A 17,849-nucleotide genomic window follows, 5' to 3' on the forward strand; every position below is an offset into this window, starting at 1 on the left:
ATGTTGCCTAGGTCACACCATAGCCTGGGTCGATGTCCGCCAGTCAAGACCGAAGTGCGAATAGGTCGGACTTATCGGCAGCTTGGGTCCCTTTGGAGGTAGGATCCTTCGATGACCGGAGGCCCAGTCGTACCAACCTCAGTCCAGGATGCCACTGCGGCCGAGGACGCCTACCGGCCTGGTTACGAGCTGGTGGCCGAGCGAATCCTGCGGTTGATCGCCGAATCGGGGCTGCGGCCGGGTGATCGGATGCCCACCGAGAACGAGTTGGCCGCCCGGTTGGGCACCAGCCGGAGCATGGTGCGTGAGGCGGTGAAGATCCTGTCGGCGATCGGGCGGGTGCGGGCGCAGAAGGGGCGCGGTCTGTACGTCGCCGATGACGAGGGGATGCTGGGTTCGGCGCGCTGGGGTGGGTTCTTCCTGCCCGCCGACCTGGATCACGTGTACATGTTGTTCGAGTTCCGCCGGGTGCAGGAAACTGCGGCGAGTCGTCTCGCGGCGGCTAATGCCACCCCGGCGGAGTTGCGGGCGATTGCGACAGCCGCCGACACCTGCCGTCAAGGGCAGGTGACCGGTGAGGCGGCGTTGTTCGACCGCGGCGACGATGAGTTCCATCTGGCGGTCGCGGCCGCTTCGCACAACCAGTTCCTCGTCGCGGCGGTGCGTGAGGCGCGTCGTTTGCAACGCCAGTCCAACATCATCGGCATGCACGGCACCGTCGGCGGGCACGCGGCCGAGGCGGTCGAAGAACACGCGGCGATCCTGCGGGCCATCCGCGACGGGGACGCGGACGCCGCGGCCGCTGCCACTGCCACCCATCTGGACAACACGCTTGAGGACTACCGGCACGAGATCCAGCGCCGCCTCTTCGGCTGACTCCACTCTTTCGCGGGGCGCCTCTTCGACGGCGTCGAGAATGTCGCGTGGTGCCTTGTTGGGCGGGTCCCGCAGGATGCGGCCGGTGGTTCACCGGGTGGTAGGGCGGAAAACGGCTTCCCGCACCGGGTCGAGTGATCGGATGGCTTCGAGAACAGCGTGGTAGGCGTCGTGTTCCGCGCCCGAGGCGTTACGCGCGCACCGTCAGCTCGGGGTCCGGGGCGATTCCGGTGACCGAAGCCGTGGCCTGCCACAGTTCGCTCGCGAGCGCCGGGTTCTGCGCTTTCGCCGAGCGGCGCGCGGGACCAGCGGGACCGCGGATCTCGAACGGTCCGGTCGGACCCAGGTAGCTGCCGCCGGGAACCGGGCCGGTGACGGCGAGCAGCTGGGGTTCGATTCCGGTGGCGACCGGCTGGGAGAGGTAGCGGTCCGGCAGCACGAGCAGCCGTGCCTTCCACGTGTTCCGGCGGGCGAGGGCGTTGTTCAGCAGTTCCGACGCCGTCAACCCCGGGTGGGCCGCGATCGACAGCACCGGGTCGCCGGCGAGCCGCAGCCGTCGGTCGAATTCCGCGGAGAACAGCAGGTTCGCCAGCTTCGAGGCTCCGTAGGCGCGCGTCGGCGAGTAACGCCGGCGATCCCAGTGCAGGTCGGTGAGGTCGAGGCCGCCGGTGCGGTGCCCGAGGCTCGACGTCGTGACCACCCGGGAAGGCCGCCCGGGATTCCCGGCCGCTCGCAGTGCGGGCATCAGCAGCCAGGTCAGCGCGGCCGGACCGAGGTGGTTGGTGCCGATCTGCAGTTCGAACCCGTCGCGGGTCCGTTCGCGGGGTCCCAGCGACACGGCGGCGTTGTTGACCAGCACGTCGACCCGGTCCCCGGTGCGTTCCCGGATGTCCGCCGCGGCGGCGCGCACCGAGGCGAGATCGGCCAGGTCGAGCAGAACGGCTTCGGCGGAGCCGGGGCCGTCGATCCCGGCTCGCACCTGTTCGACGGCCACCGCCCCGCGCTCGGCGTCACGAACGGTCATCAGGAGCCGGGCGCCGGCCCTGGCCAGTGCGCCGGAGAGCGCGAGGCCGAGGCCGGAGGTCGTCCCGGTGACCACGATGGTGCGGCCTTCGAGCAACTCATGTGACTTTGTCATATGAACTACTGTCACCAACTCGGATGACACTGTCAAGTAAGCTGCTCCGCGTGACACGCACTGAGAGCGCCGCGGCCACTCGGCGGGCTCTCGTCCGCGCCGCCTCCGAGTTGCTCGACGAGGGAGGTCCCGGCGCGGTGACCCTCCGCGCGGTGGGGGCCAGGGCCGGAGTTTCCCGCGGCGCGCCCTACGGGCACTTCCAGAACAAGGAACATCTGCTGACCCAGCTCGCGATCGACGCGTGGAACTCGCTGGCGGACGAGGTGGACCAGCTTCGCGCGGACGTCGGCGCCACCGCGGAAGCGCGGCTGGAGCGAGCTGTGCTGGCGCTCATCGGAGTCGCCCGCCGGCAGCCGCACGTGTATTCGCTGATGTTCAGCACTCCGGCGGGCACACCGGCCGCCGCCGAGGCCGCGAGCCGCCTCGAGAACGACTTCCTCACGCTGGTCGCGGACGTGGTCGGCGAGTCGGAGGCACCCCGTTACGGCGCACTGGTCCTGTCCAGCGCGCACGGTATCGCGGGACTGGAACTCAGCGGCCACCTGTCGAAAGACACCTGGCAGGTCAGCGTCGAACAACTCGTGCGCATGCAGGTCCGCGCGATCCGGTCCGACGTCGCCGGTCCGACTGGCTGACCAGGCGAAACAACAAAAGCACAAGTTCCGCGCATGACCGGCGGTCCACAGTCGACCGGTGCCGCGGTCTCGGCCGGTGGCGAGAGGGGCGGGCCGAGACCGCAGCGCATCACTGGTGCCGGACAAGGAGAAAGTTCAGGCAGCGCGGGCAGTGGAGTCCGGACCGGTCATCCAGACCGGTCGTCCCGGTTACGAACTCTGGGCCGGCTGATCGCCGTAGGGTGGGCGCATGATCGAGACAGGTGCGCTGACCGAGGAAGACCGCCCGGTTTGGCTGGAACTTTTCCGCGGGTACAACGAATTCTACGGTCGCGGCCTGCCGGACGAGGTCGCCGAGCGCGCCTGGCGGGAGTTCGCCGCCGGCGAGCGGATGCACGCACTGGGCGCCCGGCTCGACGGGCGCCTGGTCGGCATCACGCACTTCCTGGTGCACGCCAGCACCACCTCCGCTGACGTGTGTTACCTGCAGGACCTGTTCACCGCCCCGGAAGCGCGCGGGCGCGGGGCCGCCCGCGCGCTGATCGAGGCGGTGTCGGAGTGGGCCACCGAGCGCGGCTGCTCGCGGGTCTACTGGCACACCAAGGAAGACAACCACCAGGCCAGGAAGCTCTACGACCAGGTCGCCGAGAACCGCGGATTCATCCACTACGTCATCCCGCTCGGCGACGCGTGACGCACGGAGCTACGCCGCGACCAATCGCGGCGGCTGGTCTTCGACGCTCGCGGTGTCCTTGATGTCTTCGTCCAGCGCGGATTCGAGTCGCGTCAGCAGTACACCGGTCCGCTCCAGCTCGTCGCGGAGCCGGTCGCGCAGGTGGTCCAGCTCGGCCACCTCGCGGCGGGCGCGCTCGAGTTCGGCGTCCGCCTGGGCTCGCACGGCGGCCAGGTGCTCGGCGGCTTCCTCGCGGGCGACGTCGAGCATGCCGCGCAACCGTTCCTGCAGGGCGGCGGCGTCGATCGGCTCGCGGCGCAGGAGGTCGACGCGCTCCCGCAGTTCGGCGTTCTGGTCGTGCGCGGCGGTGAGGCGGCGTTCGAGTTCGCGGCACCGGGCCGCGAGCGCGTCGTGCTCTTCCGCGAACCGCGCCTGGGCCAGTTCGGCCTGCCGCAGGTGGTCGTCGACTTCGGTCCGGTCGTAACCGAACAGCGTGGTGTGGAACATGATCGGTGTCCGGGGTGCGGCCTTGCCCCGGCCGCTGGCGACCGGGGCAGTGGATGGGATCAGGCGTTGAGCTGCTTGGCGTCCTCACGGGAGCCGATGGCGATCTTGCGCGGCTTGGCCCGCTCGGTGACCGGGATGCGCAGCGTCAGCACGCCGCTGTGGTACTCGGCCTCGATGCGGTCGGTGTCGAGTGTCTCGCCGAGGAACAGCTGCCTGCTGAACACCCCGCGCGGCCGTTCGGACACGCTGACCTCGACGTCGTCGCCGAACTCGGCCTGCCGCTCGGCTCGCACGGTCAGCACGTTGCGCTCCACGTCCAGGTCGATCGACTCGGCGCTGACCCCCGGCAGGTCGAACCGCACGACGTAGTCATCGCCGTCGCGGTAGGCGTCCATCGGCATCGCGGCCGGGCGCGTGGTGGTGCCGTGGGTGCCGAAGACCTGCTGGGTGAGCCGGTCGAGTTCGCGGAACGGATCGGTGCGCATCAACATCATGTCGTCCTCCTCTCGGGTGCCGCCCCGACCAGGGAGGCGGCCTCATCCTTGCTAACGAGCGACTCAAGTTTTCTGTTCCCGGTACGTCAAAATATTTAGCGCGCACTGTAGGTTGTGTCAACCAGGTGCCGCACCTAAAGTGTATGGACTACTGCGGGAGGAGGAGTGGTGCCAGATCTGGGCAGGCTCGACGACCAGGACTTCCCGGCGTTCACCACCGGGCAGGCCGCGGAACTGCTCGGCGTGCAGATCGCCTTCCTGCGCAGCCTCGACACCGCCGCCGTGGTCAGCCCCGAACGCTCGGCCGGTGGCCATCGGCGGTACTCGCGGCGCCAGCTGGAGCAGGCCGCGCGACTGCGGGAGCTGTTCGACCAGGGGCACCCCCTGCAGGCCGCGGCACGCATCGCCGGCCTGGAGGACGAACTGTCCGCGGCGCGGGAGGAGATCGATGCCCTGCGTGCCGAACTGGATCACCGCGGCGGCAAGAAGAACACCGCCTGACCGAAGTGCTCAGAGCATCGCGTTGACGCCGGTGAGGTCGCGCCCGATCAGCAGTTTCTGCACCTGGCTGGTGCCTTCGTAGAGGGTCAGCACGCGGGCGTCGCGCAGGTACTTGCCCACCGGGAACTCGTCGATGAACCCGTAGCCGCCGAAGACCTGCAGGCAGTTGTTGCTGACGCGCACCGCGGTTTCGCTCGCGTGGTACTTCGCGATGGACGCGTCGGTCGCGTACTCCTTCGGCGGCACCCCGGAATCGGCGATCCGCGCCACGTGGTGGGTGAGCAGCCTGGACGCCCGGACGTCCACAGCGGAGTCGGCGAGCAGTTCCTGCACCAGCTGGAACGAGGCGATCGGGCGGCCGAACTGCGTGCGCTCGGTGGAGTACCGCACGGCGGCGTCCACCGCGGCCTGCGCCAGCCCGACCGCTCCGGCCGCGACCGAGACCCGGCCGCGGGACAGCGCGCCCAGTGCGATGCCCAGCCCTCGGTCCACTTCTCCCAGCCGGGCCGAATCGGGCACGCGCACGGCATCGAAGGTCAGTTCCGCGGTCGCCTGGCCGCGCAGGCCGAGCTTGCCGTGGATCTCCCTGGCCGACACGCCCGGCGAGTCCATCGGCACCAGGAAGGCGGTGAGGCCGCGCTCGCTGGTGCGCGCGAAGGTCAGCGCCACCTGGGCCCAGGTGCCGTTGGTGATGAACATCTTGCCGCCGTCGAGCAGCCAGTCGCCGCCGTCGCGGGTGGCGCGGGTGCTGACCGACGCGGCGTCGGAGCCGGTGCCGGGCTCGGTGAGCGCGAAGCAGCCGAGTGCGTCGCCGCTGACCAGGCGGGGCAGCCACTGTGCCCGCTGCTCGTCCGTGCCGTGCGCGGCGATGGTCTTGGTGACCAGGCCGAGTGACACCGACACGATCCCGCGCACCGCGGAGTCACCGCGCCCCAGTTCCTCGGTCACCAGGACGTAGGACAGCATGTCGGCGTCCACCCCGCCGTAGGACTCGGGCACCGTCAGGCCGAGGAAACCCAGCTCCCCCAGGCGTTTCACGATTCCGCGATCCACCTGTTCGGCGCGGTCCCACGCTCGGGCGTTCGGCACGATCTCCTCGTCGACGAAGCGGGCGGCCATGGCGCGGATGTCGCGCTGCGTCTCGGTCAGGCCGAAATCCTGCGAAATCACGGTGTGCCCTTCTGCAGTGGGTAGGCGGGGGTGGTCAGTGGCAGGCCCAGTTCGGCTCGTTCCCGCAACCAGCGCGTGGGCCGGTACCGCGGATCGCCGGTGCTGGCGTGGAGGCTTTCCTGGAGTTCCAGCATCCTGGTGACGCCCACACGATCGCCCCAGGCGAGCGGTCCGGCCGGATAACCCAGTGCGGCGGTGACGGCCTGGTCGATGTCCTCCGGGGTGGCCAGCGAGCGTTCCGCGATCGACGCGGCGACGGAAACGATCGACGCGAGCAGGCGTTGCGCGGCCGATCCGGGCGTGTCACGCACCACCGACACCGCGTCCGCGTGCACGGCGAGCGCACCGGCGGCGGCCCGGACCGCCTCCGGGTCCGACGCCGGAGTCACCGCCAGCACCCGGCGGCGGGTGGGCAGGGACAGCGGGTCCACGCCGAACGTGCGGGTTGCGGGCAGGCCGCGTGCGGCGATCGCCGCCGACACCGTGGTGCCCCAGGTCGGCACCAGCACGACCGCCTCGGGCGTGCGGTGCGGCAACGTCCGTGGCAGCGCGGCGCGCAACGCGTCGGCGTCCGGCCCCGCGCCGTCGATCCATAGTGGACAGTCGGTGTCGGCGGGGGCCGGTTCGTCCGGCGGCGGCCCGGCGTCGTGGTCGTAGAACCCGCGCCCGGTCTTGCGCCCGAGCAGTCCGGCGGCCACCCGGTTCGGCGTGAGGAACGAGGGCCGCAGCCGGTCGGAGTGCCGGAACCCGGTCCAGATCGAGTCGATGACGGCGGCCGTCACGTCGAGGCCGGTCAGGTCCATCAGCTCGAACGGGCCCATTCGCAGGCCGAGCACGTCACGGGCGATCCGGTCGAGCACCACCGGTTCCGCGACCGAGTCCTCCAGCAGCGCGAACGCCTCGGTGACGAGTCCGCGCCCGGCGTGGTTGACCAGGAAGCCGGGGGTGTCGGCGACCACCACCGCGCGGTGCCCGGACTCGCGCACCAGCTCGGCGAGCACATCGGGCAGCTCGGGCCGGGTGGCCGCGCCCGGCACCACTTCGACGATCTTCATCAGCGGCACCGGGTTGAAGAAGTGCAGCCCGGCCAGCCGCGACGGGTCGGCCAGTGTCGCCGCGATCCGGGTGACCGGGAGCGAGGACGTGTTCGTCGCGAAGATCGTGGTCGGCGGCAACACCGCTTCCAGCGCGGCGAACAACTCCGCCTTGGTCTCCAGGTCCTCGCGGACGGCCTCGATCACCAGGTCCACGTCGTCGCCCGGCGCCGTCACCGAGTCCAGTGGCACCAGCCTGGCGCGAACCGCGCCCGCCTCCGCCTCCGTCATGCGCCCCTTGGCCACCGCGCGGTCGAGCAGCTGCCCGACGAAGTCGATCGCTTCGCCGACCGCCTCCCGCCTCGCGTCGGCGAGTTCCACCGTGTGCCCGGCGGTCGCCGCCCACTGCGCGATGCCCCGGCCCATCACGCCGGTGCCGATGACCCTGATCCGCATGTTTTCGCTCCTCAGCGCAGGTAGACGCGGCCGGGATCGACATCTTCCCGCAACCGACGGAGTTCGGCCGAAGCCGGTGGTTCGATGGTGGCCAGGTCGCCGTCGACCTCCAGCGGCCAGCCGGTGGCCGCGCGCACCTGATCGGCCGTCACCCCGGGGTGCACGGCGACCAGCCGCAGCGGCTCGCCCGCACCGGCGCGCGCGAGGATGCCCAGCTCGGTGATCACCCTGGTGACGCCGGCGCCCAGCGGCCGGATGCCGTCGGCCAGCGCGCGGTCGGGGCCGGGGGAGGTGCAGAAGTCCAGCTCCGCCACGAACGACCGGGGGTCGTGGCGGCGCATCACCACAAACACCTCGCCGGAGTTCGCCATCACCTCCATCGCGCCGCCGGGGCCGGGCAACCGCACCGCCGGTCCGGCCCAGTCGCCGATCACCGAGGAGTTCAGGTTGCCCCAGCGGTCGATCTGCGCGGCGCCGAGGAAGCCGACGTCGATGTGCCCGCCCTGCAGCACGTTGCCGAACAGCGCGGGCATCGACAGCACCGCCTCGGCGCCGGTGATCAGCACGGCGTCGGCGATGGTCTCCGGCAGGTGCGATGGGTGCGCGCCGCAGACCCCTGACTCGTAGACGATCTCCAGGTCCGGCGCGACGGTGAGATGGGCGAGCGACGCGGCCAGCGTGGGAAGGCCGATCCCGGCGAACACCGTGCGCTTCCCGGCCAGTTCCCTGGACGCCACCACGGAAAGCAGTTCCGAGGAGGTCGCGGTGTGCAATGTGTCCGACGTGTCCGATGTGGACGTCATGCGTGCTCCCGTCACCGTCGCCGACCGTAGTTCACCGGCAGGCTCATCGCTTCGTCAACGGCCAGGCCGTCCCAGTAGCGCTCACCCAGCTTCGCCACGTACTCGGCGTGGTCGCGGGTGCCCAGCACCCACTCCGCCAGCCAGTCGCGCAGGCGCGCCGGATCCGCGCTGATCGCCGACCAGACGCGGTAGAACGCGTTGTCCCGGTCGTAGTACCCCTGCGCGAACGACGGGTGCGCGCCACGCGGGCAGGGCACCACGGCGTCGACCGCGTGCGCGGGGATGAGCGTGCGGTTGGGATCGCGCCGGATCACGTCGTCGTCGACGACCTCCTCGACCACCACGACCGCCTTCTTCGCCGCGTACACGGCTTCGGCCTGGACGCCGGTCAGCCCCCACACCTGGGTGTTGCCGGACCGGTCGGCCCGCTGGGCGTGGACGATCGTCACGTCGGGGTGGACCGGCGGCACCACGTACACCTGCTCGTCCTCATACGGTGAGCGCACCTTGCGGATGCCGGGATTGACCGAGGGCAGGTCACTGCCCGCGTACGAGCGCAGCGGGTAGAACGGCAGCCGCTGCGCACCGGCGAGGTAGCGGCAGATCATGCCGTAGTGGCTGTACTCCTCGAAATCCAGCGGTTCGGGGTCGGCGCGTTCGATCCGCCGCCGCAGTTCTCCGAGCGAGCCCGCCGACGAGTTGCCGACGAACGAGGACACCAGCTTGCGCACGCAGCCGCCCGCGAGCAGCTGGTCCACCACGATGTCCGCGGTCATCCGGACCACGGTGAGGCCGCGGCGGCCCTGCCGGATGATCTCGTGCCCCGCCGCGGTCGGGATCAGGTGCGTGAACCCTTCGAGCGCGACGGTGTCGCCGTCGTGCACAAAAGCGGCGACGGCGTCGGCCATCGTGGTGGTCTTGTCGGTCACCGCTTCACCGTGCCAGGTGCCATTGAGCAGAGTCCAATACCGAATTAAGGTGAGATTGATATCTGATACGGATCAATCGGGGTGCGTCATGGAACTTCGCCATCTGAACGCCTTTCTCGCGGTCGCCGAGGAACTGCACTTCGGCCGCGCGGCGAAGCGCCTGCGGATGGCGCAGCCACCGTTGAGCCAGCAGATCCGCCAGCTCGAACGGGAACTGGGGGTCGCGCTGTTCGAGCGCAACACCCGATCGGTGCGCCTGACCAGCGCCGGCGAGTCCTTTCTCGGCCCGGTGCGCACCGTGCTCGACGACCTCGACCTCGCCACCCGCGCGGCGAAGGCGGCCGGGCGCGGGGAGTTCGGCCGGGTCACCGTCGGCTTCGCCGGCGCGTCGAGCCACGAGTCGCTGCCGCTGCTGACCAGGGCGGTGCGGGCCGCGCACCCCGGACTCGAACTGGTGATGCGCGGGCAGACCTACGCCAACGTGGCGCTCGACCGCGTCGCCGACGGCTCGCTCGACCTCGGTTTTGTGCGCCTGCCGGTCACCCAGCCGGGCGTGCGGGCCAGGGTCATCGACGAGGAGGAGCTGATCTGCGCGCTGCCCTCGGACCACCGGCTGGCCAGGCGCCAGCGCATCCCGATCGAGGAACTGGCCTCCGAGGTCTTCGTCAGCTTTCCCGCGAACGCCGGCTCCACCGTTCGCGAGGCCACCGTCAAGGCCTGCGCCGAGGGCGGCTTCACGCCGAAGGTGGTCCAGGAAGCCCCGGACTCGTACACGATCTTGGCGCTGGTCGCCGCGGGAGTGGGCGTGACGCTGACCCTCACCTCCTGCCAGCACATCCAGCAGACCGGCCTGGTGTACCGGCGCCTCGCCGGCCGGGGGATGCGGTTGCAGGCCGCGCTGGCCTGGCGGGCGGACAACCCGTCCGCCGCGCTGCGGACCGTGCTCGCGGTGGCCGAGGAAGCGCTGCCCACCCCCAGTGCCGCGGGAGACGATTGAGACGCTCGGGAGATCACTGACTGGCCCATTCGGTATTGGACTTGTCTCGGTTGCGGCTGGCATCGTTCCGGCCAGCACAGGGACGTGGGCGCCGAAGGCGCCGTTTCCCTGGGACAACGGCGATCCAAGGAGACGGCATGGGTGCGGCGACCGAGCGCGGCGCGAACGCCACCGCGAAACGCGCGGGCATCGGGGCGTTCATCGGCTCCACCATCGAGTGGTTCGACTTCTACATCTACGGCACCGCCTCCGCGCTGGTGTTCGACAAGGTGTTCTTCCCCGAACTCGACGGGGCGCTCGGCACCCTGGTCGCCTTCGCCACCTTCTGGGTCGGTTTCCTGGCCAGGCCACTCGGCGGCATCATCTTCGGCCACATCGGCGACCGGCTCGGCCGCAAGAAGACACTTGTTTTCACGCTGCTGCTGATGGGCATCTCGACCACGCTGATCGGCGTGCTGCCCGGTTACGCGACGATCGGCGTGGCCGCGCCGATCCTGCTCGTGCTGATCCGGATGGTGCAGGGCATCGGGCTCGGCGGCGAGTGGGGCGGTTCCGTGCTGATCGCCTCCGAGCACGCGCCCAAGGGGAAGTCCATTTTGTACGGTGCGTTCGCGCAGCAGGGCTCGCCGGTGGGCAACACGCTGAGCACGGTCAGCTTCCTGACCATCAGCCAGCTGCCGGACGAGGCGTTCGTCGGGTGGGGCTGGCGGATCCCGTTCCTGGCCTCGGCGCTGCTGGTCGTGGTCGGGCTGTTCATCCGGCTGAAGGTCACCGAATCGCCCGCCATGGCCGGGCTGATCGAGGCCAGGAAGGTGGCCAAGCTGCCGCTCACCGAGGTGCTGCGCAATCACCCGATGCTGATCGTGCTCGGCATCGGCGCCTGCACCATCGGGTTGTCCGCCACCTACTTCAAGTCCACCTTCGCGCTGTCGTGGGCCACCACCGACATCGGGTTCAGCCGCAGTTCGTTCCTGACGATCATCCTGGTCGCCAACGTCACCCAGATCCTGGTGCAGCCGTGGGGCGCGGTGATCGCGACGAAGATGAGCAGCTGGCGCCGTGCGGTGTGCGTGATGCTGCTGCCCGAACTGGTGCTGATGCCACTGATGTTCGTGCTGATCGGAACCGGCGACCACACCGCCGCGATGGTCGGTGTCGTGGTGGCCACGGTGCCGCACTGCCTGTACTACGCCGCGCTGGCGGGCATGCTGGCCAGCCGGTTCCCCGCGCACGTGCGCTACACCGGCATCTCGCTGTGTTACCAGCTGTGCGGCACGCTGCTCGGCGGCACCACGCCGATCGTCGGTCAGTTCCTGCTCAACGTCACCGGGTCCATCACCGCGGTGATCGTGTTCGCGGTGTTCCAGGTGGTGCTGACCCTGGGCTGCATGCTGGCGCTGCTGAAGCGGCCCAACTACGACGAGCGCGCCGACGCACCCGAGCCGGTCGCCGCGGCGGTGGTCCGATGATCACCGCGAACGGCATCGAGGAGAAGGGCTTCTCCTTCGTCGCCGTCGAGGGGGACTGGCCCGACTGCGCCCGCGTCGCCCAGCTCGCCAACTGAGCCGTTTCCGCCTCCGCGGGGTGGGTATCCGATGAGTCATGCGCGCGATTCCCCGCCCGGTGACCATCGGCTCGTCGGACGCGGAGCTGGCCGGGGATCTCGCCGTGCCCGAAGGCGCGCGAGCGGTGGTGGTGTTCGCGCACGGCTCCGGCAGTTCCCGGCGCAGCCACCGGAACCGGGCCGTGGCCGAAGCCTTGCAGGACAACGGGTTCGCCACCCTGCTGCTGGACCTGCTGACCGAGCGCGAGGAACTCGCCGACCGGCGCACCGGTCACCTCCGGTTCGACATCCCGGTGCTGGCCGATCGGCTGGTCGCCGCGGTCGAGCAGGTCGGCGCGCGCGAGGCCGTGTGTGGTGCGCCGATCGGGTTGTTCGGTGCGAGCACAGGAGCGGCGGCCGCGCTGGTCGCCGCGGCCAGGGTGGCGGGCGTGCGCGCGGTGGTTTCGCGCGGCGGCAGACCGGATCTGGCCGGCGACGCACTGGAAGCGGTGCGGGCACCCGCCCTGCTGATCGTCGGCGGGGACGACGTGGCGGTCCTCGACCTGAACCAGCGGGCGGCCGGGCGGCTCGGTGGACCGAACCACATCGAGATCGTGCCCGGCGCGACCCACTTGTTCGAGGAGCCCGGCGCACTGGCCGAAGTGGCGAGGCTGGCGTCGGACTGGTTCGGCGAGTACCTGGTGAAGTGAGCGCTGTCCGGGGCGGGAGATCATCCGCGCCGCTCAACTCCCACTGACCGCCGCCCAGCGGGCCTCCACCCAGTGGCGGCCGCCGGACTCGCGGTGGGTGACGGCGACTTCGGCCGAGCGGATGCTCTCAGGGGGTGGGGGTGCGTCGGTCACCACGCTGACCGTGACGGACTCCGGCGTGCCGAGCACGGTCACCCGTGACTCCGCGACGCTCGCGGTCAGGCAGGCCATCACCGGCTCGGTCAGTGCCCGGCGCACATCCACCGGCAGGCCGGGGCGCTCACCCCAGGTGTCGAGAAAGACCCGGACCCCGTTGTGCTCGGCGACTTCGGCGCAAGCACGCAGTTCGTGCAGCAGTGGATCCGCCACGTCGTCGTTTTCGGCGAACAGGCGCCGCAGCCGGGCGGCCTCCATCGCGTAGGGCGCCCGCTCGGCCACCGGCGTCCCGGCCGCCAGCCTGGCCAGGAGCGGGACCGTGCGGGTGGCCAGGTCGGTGAACCGCTCGCGCCGGTCGCGGTGCAACTGGTCCGCCACGGCTTCGGCGGTCCGGACCTGTTCCTCCCGCGCGGCGTTCGCCGCCGCCGCCCGTGCCAGCCGTCCCATCGCCGCGGTCGCCACCGCCACGGTGAGCTGGCAGCCCAGCACGAGCGCGGTGATCATCGCCAGGTCGACCAGGGTCGCGCGGTCCCCGTGCCCGCTGAGCACCAGCTGCCCGAAGCTGAACACCTGGTGCGCCGCGAGCGCGACCAGCACCGCGGTGAAACTGCGATCGGCGAGCAGCAGCAGGCACAGCCAGCCGATCGTGCCGTTGGACCACTCCGCCGTCGTGCCGACGAGTTCCGCTGGCACGGCGAAAACCGCGCCCGCCGACGCGCCGAACACCGCGGCGAGCGCGGGCCAGCGCCAGCGGCCCAGCGGGTGGTCGCGCCAGATCCGCGCCCCGGTGAACCCGGCGACGAGCACCAGTACCGCGAACGCCGTCACTTCGACGGTGAAGGAGCGGTAGACCGCCGCGTTCGCCAGCAGCAACGGCAGGTTGAGCCCGACGAGGTAGATCGCGGTGATCAGCAGTGTGGCCAGGCGGAGTCCGCGGAACAACCGGGCCACGGTGAGTTCAACCACGAGGCCGCCATTCCAGGTCCACGCGAGTGCCCCGGCCCGGTGCGGTGGACACCGCGGCACGGCCGCCCGCGCGGGCCATCCGGTCCACAATGGACGAAGAGATCCCGCGCCGGTGCGGCGAAATCGCCTCGGGATCGAAGCCGCGTCCGGTGTCGGTGACTTCGAGCCGGACGGCGTCAGCTGAACGGGTGAGGGTGATCCTGGCCGTGGTCACCCCGGCGTGGCGGGCGACGTTCTCCAGTGCTTCTCCGGCCGAGCGGCACAGGGCGACGGCGGGGACGGCGGGTACCGGAACCGGGCCGGGCGAGCGGAAGTCCACGGTGAGCCTGCTCCGGTGTGCCAGGTCGTCGATCAGGCCGGTCAGGTCCAAGTGCCCTTCCGGGACGTCGAAGCGACCGGAGAGCACTTCCAGGTCCCGCGCGGCGCGGTCGGCCAGCCACGGCTCGCGGCCGGTGACCATGCCGGTGCCGACGGCGAGCATGGTCGCCGCCACGGTGTCGTGCATGGCGGCGAGGTGTTCCCGCTCGTCGGCACGCCGGGCCGCGGCGATCTCGGTGGCCCGGCGCGCTTGGGCACCGCTGGTCGTGCCGTGGTCCACCGCACGGGCCGCCCGCACCACCAGCGCCCGCAGCAGGCGGGACATCGCGGCTTCGGCGAAGATCCACAGGCAGAGGGGCAGCAAGGCGGTCCAGCCCGCCGGATCGGCGATCGCCGCCCCGGTCAGATAGGCCGCGACCAGCGCGGCGGTGAGCGCGAAACCGGGAACCGGGGCGCACAGCCACTGGTGGCAGATCGCGGTGATGGAGACCGCGACCACCACCCAGCTGGTGCTGTCGTGTGCCACGGCGGCCGGGTCGATCCACCGCGCGCCGAGGCAGACCGCGGCGATCACCGCGGTGTCGACGACCTGCGACCGCGCCGCACGCGACCAGTAGAAGGCGCTCCACAGGCCGAGCGCGAGGACAACGGGAGCGGAGCGCTCGACGGGCACGATGAACAGGGTCAGTGACGCGGCCACGAGCAGTACCGCGGTCCGCACGGACACCGCGTACCGCCGCCCGGTGCGTTCGACCTCGCGCTCGGCCGGGCCACCCGGTGCGGGTTGAACGACCGGCATCGCCCCTCCACCACCGCCACCAGCGTCGGAAGCTTATCCGACGTGCGGTGGCAACCGTGGCGGAACAGGAACACCCGGCGGCCTCGGACTACGTCCGCCGGGTCACGGCGGGTCGTCCATGGCGGCGGTGTCACGTGGCGGCAGGAACGGTTCCCGCTCCGGTGGCGCGCCCTCCTCGATCCGGCTCCCGCGGGCCAGTTCGGCGTCGAACTCGGCGCCGAGCAGGACCGCGATGTTCGACAGCCACAACCACACGAGGAACACGATCACGCCGCCCAGCGAGCCGTAGGTCTTGTTGTAGGACCCGAAGTTCGCCACGTACAGCGCGAAACCACCGGAGGCGAGCAGCCACAGCACCACCGCCAGCACCCCGCCCGGGCTGAGCCAGCGGAAACCGGGCTGGCGGACGTTCGGCGCCGCCCAGTACAGCAGGGCGAAGGCCAGGCTGATCAGCAGGGCGAGCACCGGCCACTTGGCGATGTCCCAGACCAGCACGCCCGCCGAACCGACACCGAGCCAGCGGCCGACGCGGTCGGCGATGCCCCCGGTGGCCACCACGCCGGCCGCGCAGACCGCCAGCAGCACCACCAGCGTGGCGGTCAGGCCCACCCGCAGCGGCAGCGTTTTCCACAGCGGGCGGCCCTCTTCCACCTCGTAGATGCTGTTGGACGCCCGCATGAACGCGCCGACGTAACCCGAGGCCGTCCACAGCGCGCCGACCAGGCCGATGACGGCCAGCGGCCCGGCCAGGCCGCGCGAGCCCTGCAACTCGTGGATCGCGCCGACCAGCAGGTCGGTGCCGCCACCGGGGCCCATCCGGCCCACCGCGTCGGTCAGCACCCCGATGGTGCCCGGCCCGAGGAGGCCGAGCACCGCGCTGAGCACGATGATCGCCGGGAAGAGCGACAGCACGCTGTAGTAGGTCAGCGCCGCTGCCCAGTCGGTCAGGCCGTCCCGCCGGAACTGCTCGACCGTGCGCTTGAGCACCTGCCACCACGTGCGCCGTGACAGGTCGGTGGGCCCGTCAGCCATGGCGCTCAGCGATTCAGCACCGAGCGGATGGCGTCCCTGGCGCGGTCCATGATCGCGACCGGCGGGCCGAGCAGCAGGTTCGCCGTCGAACCCTCGATGCCGGGATGCGGGCGGGTCGGGGCGATCGACTCCGCGGTCTTCGCGGTGGAGGCCATCGCCCGCCGCCGTTCCGGGCTGAGTTGCTTGCGCAGCAGCGGGAACTCCTCGCGCTCCTCGTGTTCGGCATGGGCCAGCACGTCGTCGCGCAACTGCACCAGGAGGGTGTCGAACCCGTCCTTGCCCGGTCCCATCTTGTCCAAAGTGGACAGCAGTTCCTTGGCGCGGTGCTCCTCGCCGAGGCGGGCCTCGACCACCGATTTCCCGCCGGTGAGGTCGCGCACGGCCGGGTGCACCACTTCTTCCTCGGCGGTCTCGTGCACCGCGAGCAGGCGGACCAGTTCACGGAACCGGTCCCGGCGGTGTTCCCCGGTGCTCTTCTCCACCTCGGCGAACAACGCCCTGATCTCGGTGTGCTGGCGCTTCAGGAAATCGACGATGTCTTCGTGGTTTTCGGGAGTTCGGTCCATGGCTCCGGCATACCCAGCCGGTACCCGCCCATGCGCGGCAGACGAGTACCGGCAGTGCCAGTTCGGCCGGGATGCCGCCGCATTACATCAACCGGGCGGCGGCCGGCGCCTCTTCGGCGGAAATCCCCGGCGGGGGACGGCCCGCCGGCGACTTGGTGAGCAGGTGGCCGAGCATGTGCGCGGTGAAGTCGTGGTGCGCGCGATCGGCGAGCGGGCGGTGGTCCGCGCGCTCACGGCTTCGAGGTCGGGCCGGGGAGATCCAGGTCGGTGTGCCGGGTGGTCAGCGTGCGGGCCAGCTCGGCGAGCTTGATGTTGAGGTCCTGCGAAGTCCGGCGCAGCACCGCGAACGCCTCGTCGGCGGTCATCCCGCGCCGGGCCATCAGAATGCCCTTTGCCTGCCCGATCACGTCCCGGCTGTCGATGGCCCGGCGTAGTTGCACCTGCTGCAACTCGGTTTTTGTGATCGCGTGGGTGTGCGCGATGGCCAGTGCCGCGTGCGTGGACAGCAGCAGCGAGATGTCGGCGGCGCGCTCACCGAGCTTCCCGCGCGAGAAGACGTTCAGCGCGCCGCGGGTGCGCAGCAGATCTCCGGGATCGGGCAGCAGGGCGGTCGACCACACCGAGGTGAAACCGAGCGCCGCGGCGGCGGGGCCGAACTTCGGCCAGTTCTCGTCCTCCGCCAGGTCGGAACTGCCCCCGGAGGCGGGGCCGCTCGGCTGGGCGGCGTCCAGGCACGGCCCCTCCTGGAACTGGTTCTGCAGCCGGTCCAGTTCTTCGGCGACGGGGGCGCTGTGGACCGGCGTGTGCAGTTGGTCGCTCTGGTCACGCAGGCTCACGCTGACCACGTCCGCCCCGGGGATCAGCCGATCGGCCGCGTCGGCGACGTGGCCGAGCACCTCCGCCACGCTCGACGCGGTCAGCAGCGAGCGGGTGAGCCCGGCGAACTCCCGGGCCAGCAGATCTCCGTTCATCAGGACTCCTCCAGGTGGGCGAGGTTCGCTCACCGCTCGGGAAATCACGACACGATGGTCAGCGGCGTTCCCCTGGTCCGCGCGCCGAGCCGGGCCTGGGCATCACACCTGGTGAAAGGGGGTTTCAGGGCGTTGTCGTCGGCACCGTTGGACCGCGCCGCGGCCACCAGGTCGTCCCGGCCGGCCGGGTAGTCGACGCCGGAAAGGTGCTTCTGGACTTCGATGGGATTCGCCTTGGCCATGAGTTCCTCCTGTCAATCGTGGGTCCCATCGGCGGTACCCGGCGACAACACCGGCAAACACGACCGCGATGGTCAATCACGGCGACGGGTGTCGGCGCGATCACTCCGGTCCGGCGGCGAGGTCGGCACCGAGCGCGCGGCGCACCGCGGGAGCCCTGATCAGCTCGCCGAGCCCGGCGGCCTCGCCGCCCGCCAGGCCGATCGTCGAAGAATCGAGTTCGGCCAGGTGAACGAGCGCGGAATCGGCGGACATCGGAAAGCCCCTCTCGGTCGCAGCGAACAACTGCCGACCAGACTTCCCGGCGCACCTGGGAGAACCGTACTCCTGCTCGGAGCCGGTGTCACCGGAGCGCC

General features: G+C 70.8%; 22 protein-coding genes. 8 read left to right on the top strand and 14 right to left on the bottom strand.

The annotated features are described in order from the left end of the window. Positions 1-111: 111 nt before the first annotated feature. On the top strand, positions 112-876 hold the full coding sequence (locus YIM_RS23365; RefSeq protein WP_194240268.1) for a FadR/GntR family transcriptional regulator: 765 nt from the start codon (positions 112-114) through the stop codon (positions 874-876). Positions 877-1,066: 190 nt separating this feature from the next. Here the strand turns inward: YIM_RS23365 and YIM_RS23370 are convergent, their stop codons facing one another. Further along, on the bottom strand, positions 1,067-2,014 hold the full coding sequence (locus tag YIM_RS23370) for an SDR family NAD(P)-dependent oxidoreductase (RefSeq protein ID WP_153032369.1): 948 nt from the start codon (positions 2,012-2,014) through the stop codon (positions 1,067-1,069). Positions 2,015-2,064: 50 nt separating this feature from the next. Between YIM_RS23370 and YIM_RS23375 the strand changes: the two genes are divergently transcribed. Further along, positions 2,065-2,649 carry a TetR/AcrR family transcriptional regulator gene (locus YIM_RS23375; protein WP_153032370.1) on the top strand — a complete coding sequence of 195 codons (585 nt, stop codon included), beginning with the start codon at positions 2,065-2,067 and terminating at the stop codon, positions 2,647-2,649. A gap of 229 nt (positions 2,650-2,878) precedes the next feature. After that, positions 2,879-3,322 carry a GNAT family N-acetyltransferase gene (locus YIM_RS23380; RefSeq protein ID WP_153032371.1) on the top strand — a complete coding sequence of 148 codons (444 nt, stop codon included), beginning with the start codon at positions 2,879-2,881 and terminating at the stop codon, positions 3,320-3,322. A gap of 9 nt (positions 3,323-3,331) precedes the next feature. On the opposite strand, the gene YIM_RS23385 is transcribed toward YIM_RS23380, so the two are convergent. Together YIM_RS23385 and YIM_RS23390 are read right to left on the bottom strand one after the other, a co-directional pair. Continuing rightward, positions 3,332-3,808 carry a DivIVA domain-containing protein gene (locus tag YIM_RS23385; RefSeq protein WP_153032372.1) on the bottom strand — a complete coding sequence of 159 codons (477 nt, stop codon included), beginning with the start codon at positions 3,806-3,808 and terminating at the stop codon, positions 3,332-3,334. 59 nt (positions 3,809-3,867) lie between these two features. Continuing rightward, a complete protein-coding gene (locus tag YIM_RS23390; protein WP_153037195.1) occupies positions 3,868-4,299 on the bottom strand; it encodes an Hsp20/alpha crystallin family protein in 432 nt (143 codons plus the stop codon). 171 nt (positions 4,300-4,470) lie between these two features. On the opposite strand from YIM_RS23390, the gene YIM_RS23395 reads away from it, so the two are divergent. Further along, positions 4,471-4,803 carry a MerR family transcriptional regulator gene (locus tag YIM_RS23395; RefSeq protein WP_153032373.1) on the top strand — a complete coding sequence of 111 codons (333 nt, stop codon included), beginning with the start codon at positions 4,471-4,473 and terminating at the stop codon, positions 4,801-4,803. A 9-nt stretch (positions 4,804-4,812) separates the two neighbouring features. Here YIM_RS23395 and YIM_RS23400 read toward each other — a convergent pair whose 3' ends face one another. From YIM_RS23400 to YIM_RS23415, 4 genes are read right to left on the bottom strand one after another with little or no spacing between them, the layout of a single operon-like run. Next, entirely contained in the window at positions 4,813-5,973 is a 1,161-nt protein-coding gene (locus YIM_RS23400) for an acyl-CoA dehydrogenase family protein (RefSeq protein ID WP_153032374.1), read from the bottom strand. Next, the gene (locus tag YIM_RS23405) at positions 5,970-7,463 is read right to left on the bottom strand and encodes a 3-hydroxyacyl-CoA dehydrogenase (RefSeq protein WP_153032375.1); all 1,494 of its coding nucleotides are present in this window, start codon (positions 7,461-7,463) and stop codon (positions 5,970-5,972) included. Before YIM_RS23405 ends, YIM_RS23400 begins: the two co-directional genes overlap by 4 nt. Before the next feature lie 11 nt (positions 7,464-7,474). Beyond that, a complete protein-coding gene (locus YIM_RS23410) occupies positions 7,475-8,266 on the bottom strand; it encodes a CoA-transferase subunit beta (RefSeq protein WP_153032376.1) in 792 nt (263 codons plus the stop codon). 11 nt (positions 8,267-8,277) lie between these two features. Continuing rightward, positions 8,278-9,174 (bottom strand): CoA transferase subunit A, encoded by an 897-nt coding sequence (locus YIM_RS23415; protein WP_153037196.1) that lies wholly within the window; start codon positions 9,172-9,174, stop codon positions 8,278-8,280. Positions 9,175-9,283: 109 nt separating this feature from the next. Between YIM_RS23415 and YIM_RS23420 the strand changes: the two genes are divergently transcribed. The 4 genes from YIM_RS23420 to YIM_RS23430 all read left to right on the top strand — a co-directional run bounded on the left by YIM_RS23420 (position 9,284) and on the right by YIM_RS23430 (position 12,445). Beyond that, positions 9,284-10,192, top strand: coding sequence for a LysR family transcriptional regulator (locus tag YIM_RS23420; protein ID WP_153032377.1), 909 nt, complete (start codon positions 9,284-9,286; stop codon positions 10,190-10,192). A gap of 137 nt (positions 10,193-10,329) precedes the next feature. Beyond that, positions 10,330-11,661: an MFS transporter gene (locus YIM_RS23425; protein WP_153032378.1), complete on the top strand. Its 1,332-nt coding sequence runs from the start codon at positions 10,330-10,332 to the stop codon at positions 11,659-11,661. Next, positions 11,658-11,756: an erythromycin esterase family protein gene (locus YIM_RS48655; RefSeq protein WP_194240269.1), complete on the top strand. Its 99-nt coding sequence runs from the start codon at positions 11,658-11,660 to the stop codon at positions 11,754-11,756. The genes YIM_RS23425 and YIM_RS48655 overlap by 4 nt, the downstream gene beginning before the upstream one ends. Positions 11,757-11,794: 38 nt before the next feature. Further along, a complete protein-coding gene (locus YIM_RS23430) occupies positions 11,795-12,445 on the top strand; it encodes a dienelactone hydrolase family protein (protein WP_153032379.1) in 651 nt (216 codons plus the stop codon). Positions 12,446-12,478: 33 nt separating this feature from the next. Here YIM_RS23430 and YIM_RS23435 read toward each other — a convergent pair whose 3' ends face one another. The 7 genes from YIM_RS23435 to YIM_RS23465 form a co-directional block, all read right to left on the bottom strand. Then, a complete protein-coding gene (locus YIM_RS23435) occupies positions 12,479-13,567 on the bottom strand; it encodes a hypothetical protein (protein ID WP_153032380.1) in 1,089 nt (362 codons plus the stop codon). Continuing rightward, positions 13,560-14,684: a sensor histidine kinase gene (locus tag YIM_RS23440; protein WP_153032381.1), complete on the bottom strand. Its 1,125-nt coding sequence runs from the start codon at positions 14,682-14,684 to the stop codon at positions 13,560-13,562. The genes YIM_RS23435 and YIM_RS23440 overlap by 8 nt, the downstream gene beginning before the upstream one ends. 102 nt (positions 14,685-14,786) lie before the next feature. Beyond that, on the bottom strand, positions 14,787-15,716 hold the full coding sequence (locus tag YIM_RS23445) for a YihY/virulence factor BrkB family protein (protein WP_153032382.1): 930 nt from the start codon (positions 15,714-15,716) through the stop codon (positions 14,787-14,789). A gap of 5 nt (positions 15,717-15,721) precedes the next feature. Continuing rightward, positions 15,722-16,282, bottom strand: a complete 561-nt coding sequence (locus YIM_RS23450; protein ID WP_153032383.1) for a hemerythrin domain-containing protein — start codon at positions 16,280-16,282, stop codon at positions 15,722-15,724. Between the two features lie 230 nt (positions 16,283-16,512). After that, entirely contained in the window at positions 16,513-17,253 is a 741-nt protein-coding gene (locus YIM_RS23455; RefSeq protein ID WP_153032384.1) for an ANTAR domain-containing response regulator, read from the bottom strand. Between the two features lie 44 nt (positions 17,254-17,297). Further along, positions 17,298-17,495 carry a DUF2795 domain-containing protein gene (locus YIM_RS23460; protein ID WP_153032385.1) on the bottom strand — a complete coding sequence of 66 codons (198 nt, stop codon included), beginning with the start codon at positions 17,493-17,495 and terminating at the stop codon, positions 17,298-17,300. Between the two features lie 100 nt (positions 17,496-17,595). Further along, the gene (locus YIM_RS23465) at positions 17,596-17,748 is read right to left on the bottom strand and encodes a hypothetical protein (RefSeq protein ID WP_153032386.1); all 153 of its coding nucleotides are present in this window, start codon (positions 17,746-17,748) and stop codon (positions 17,596-17,598) included. Positions 17,749-17,849 lie beyond the last annotated feature (101 nt).

It is taken from the genome of Amycolatopsis sp. YIM 10, assembly GCF_009429145.1.
Classification (GTDB): Bacteria; Actinomycetota; Actinomycetes; order Mycobacteriales; family Pseudonocardiaceae; genus Amycolatopsis.

What these genes read in the sequence shown, in the direction of transcription:
- YIM_RS23365 (WP_194240268.1), top strand. Translation starts at nt 112, where the DNA reads ATGACCGGAGGCCCAGTCGTACCAACCTCAGTCCAGGATGCCACTGCG.
- YIM_RS23370 (WP_153032369.1), bottom strand. Translation starts at nt 2,014, where the DNA reads ATGACAAAGTCACATGAGTTGCTCGAAGGCCGCACCATCGTGGTCACC.
- YIM_RS23380 (WP_153032371.1), top strand. Translation starts at nt 2,879, where the DNA reads ATGATCGAGACAGGTGCGCTGACCGAGGAAGACCGCCCGGTTTGGCTG.
- YIM_RS23385 (WP_153032372.1), bottom strand. Translation starts at nt 3,808, where the DNA reads ATGTTCCACACCACGCTGTTCGGTTACGACCGGACCGAAGTCGACGAC.
- YIM_RS23390 (WP_153037195.1), bottom strand. Translation starts at nt 4,299, where the DNA reads ATGTTGATGCGCACCGATCCGTTCCGCGAACTCGACCGGCTCACCCAG.
- YIM_RS23405 (WP_153032375.1), bottom strand. Translation starts at nt 7,463, where the DNA reads ATGCGGATCAGGGTCATCGGCACCGGCGTGATGGGCCGGGGCATCGCG.
- YIM_RS23410 (WP_153032376.1), bottom strand. Translation starts at nt 8,266, where the DNA reads ATGACGTCCACATCGGACACGTCGGACACATTGCACACCGCGACCTCC.
- YIM_RS23415 (WP_153037196.1), bottom strand. Translation starts at nt 9,174, where the DNA reads ATGGCCGACGCCGTCGCCGCTTTTGTGCACGACGGCGACACCGTCGCG.
- YIM_RS23420 (WP_153032377.1), top strand. Translation starts at nt 9,284, where the DNA reads ATGGAACTTCGCCATCTGAACGCCTTTCTCGCGGTCGCCGAGGAACTG.
- YIM_RS23425 (WP_153032378.1), top strand. Translation starts at nt 10,330, where the DNA reads ATGGGTGCGGCGACCGAGCGCGGCGCGAACGCCACCGCGAAACGCGCG.
- YIM_RS48655 (WP_194240269.1), top strand. Translation starts at nt 11,658, where the DNA reads ATGATCACCGCGAACGGCATCGAGGAGAAGGGCTTCTCCTTCGTCGCC.
- YIM_RS23430 (WP_153032379.1), top strand. Translation starts at nt 11,795, where the DNA reads ATGCGCGCGATTCCCCGCCCGGTGACCATCGGCTCGTCGGACGCGGAG.
- YIM_RS23440 (WP_153032381.1), bottom strand. Translation starts at nt 14,684, where the DNA reads ATGCCGGTCGTTCAACCCGCACCGGGTGGCCCGGCCGAGCGCGAGGTC.
- YIM_RS23445 (WP_153032382.1), bottom strand. Translation starts at nt 15,716, where the DNA reads ATGGCTGACGGGCCCACCGACCTGTCACGGCGCACGTGGTGGCAGGTG.
- YIM_RS23450 (WP_153032383.1), bottom strand. Translation starts at nt 16,282, where the DNA reads ATGGACCGAACTCCCGAAAACCACGAAGACATCGTCGATTTCCTGAAG.
- YIM_RS23455 (WP_153032384.1), bottom strand. Translation starts at nt 17,253, where the DNA reads ATGAACGGAGATCTGCTGGCCCGGGAGTTCGCCGGGCTCACCCGCTCG.
- YIM_RS23460 (WP_153032385.1), bottom strand. Translation starts at nt 17,495, where the DNA reads ATGGCCAAGGCGAATCCCATCGAAGTCCAGAAGCACCTTTCCGGCGTC.
- YIM_RS23465 (WP_153032386.1), bottom strand. Translation starts at nt 17,748, where the DNA reads ATGTCCGCCGATTCCGCGCTCGTTCACCTGGCCGAACTCGATTCTTCG.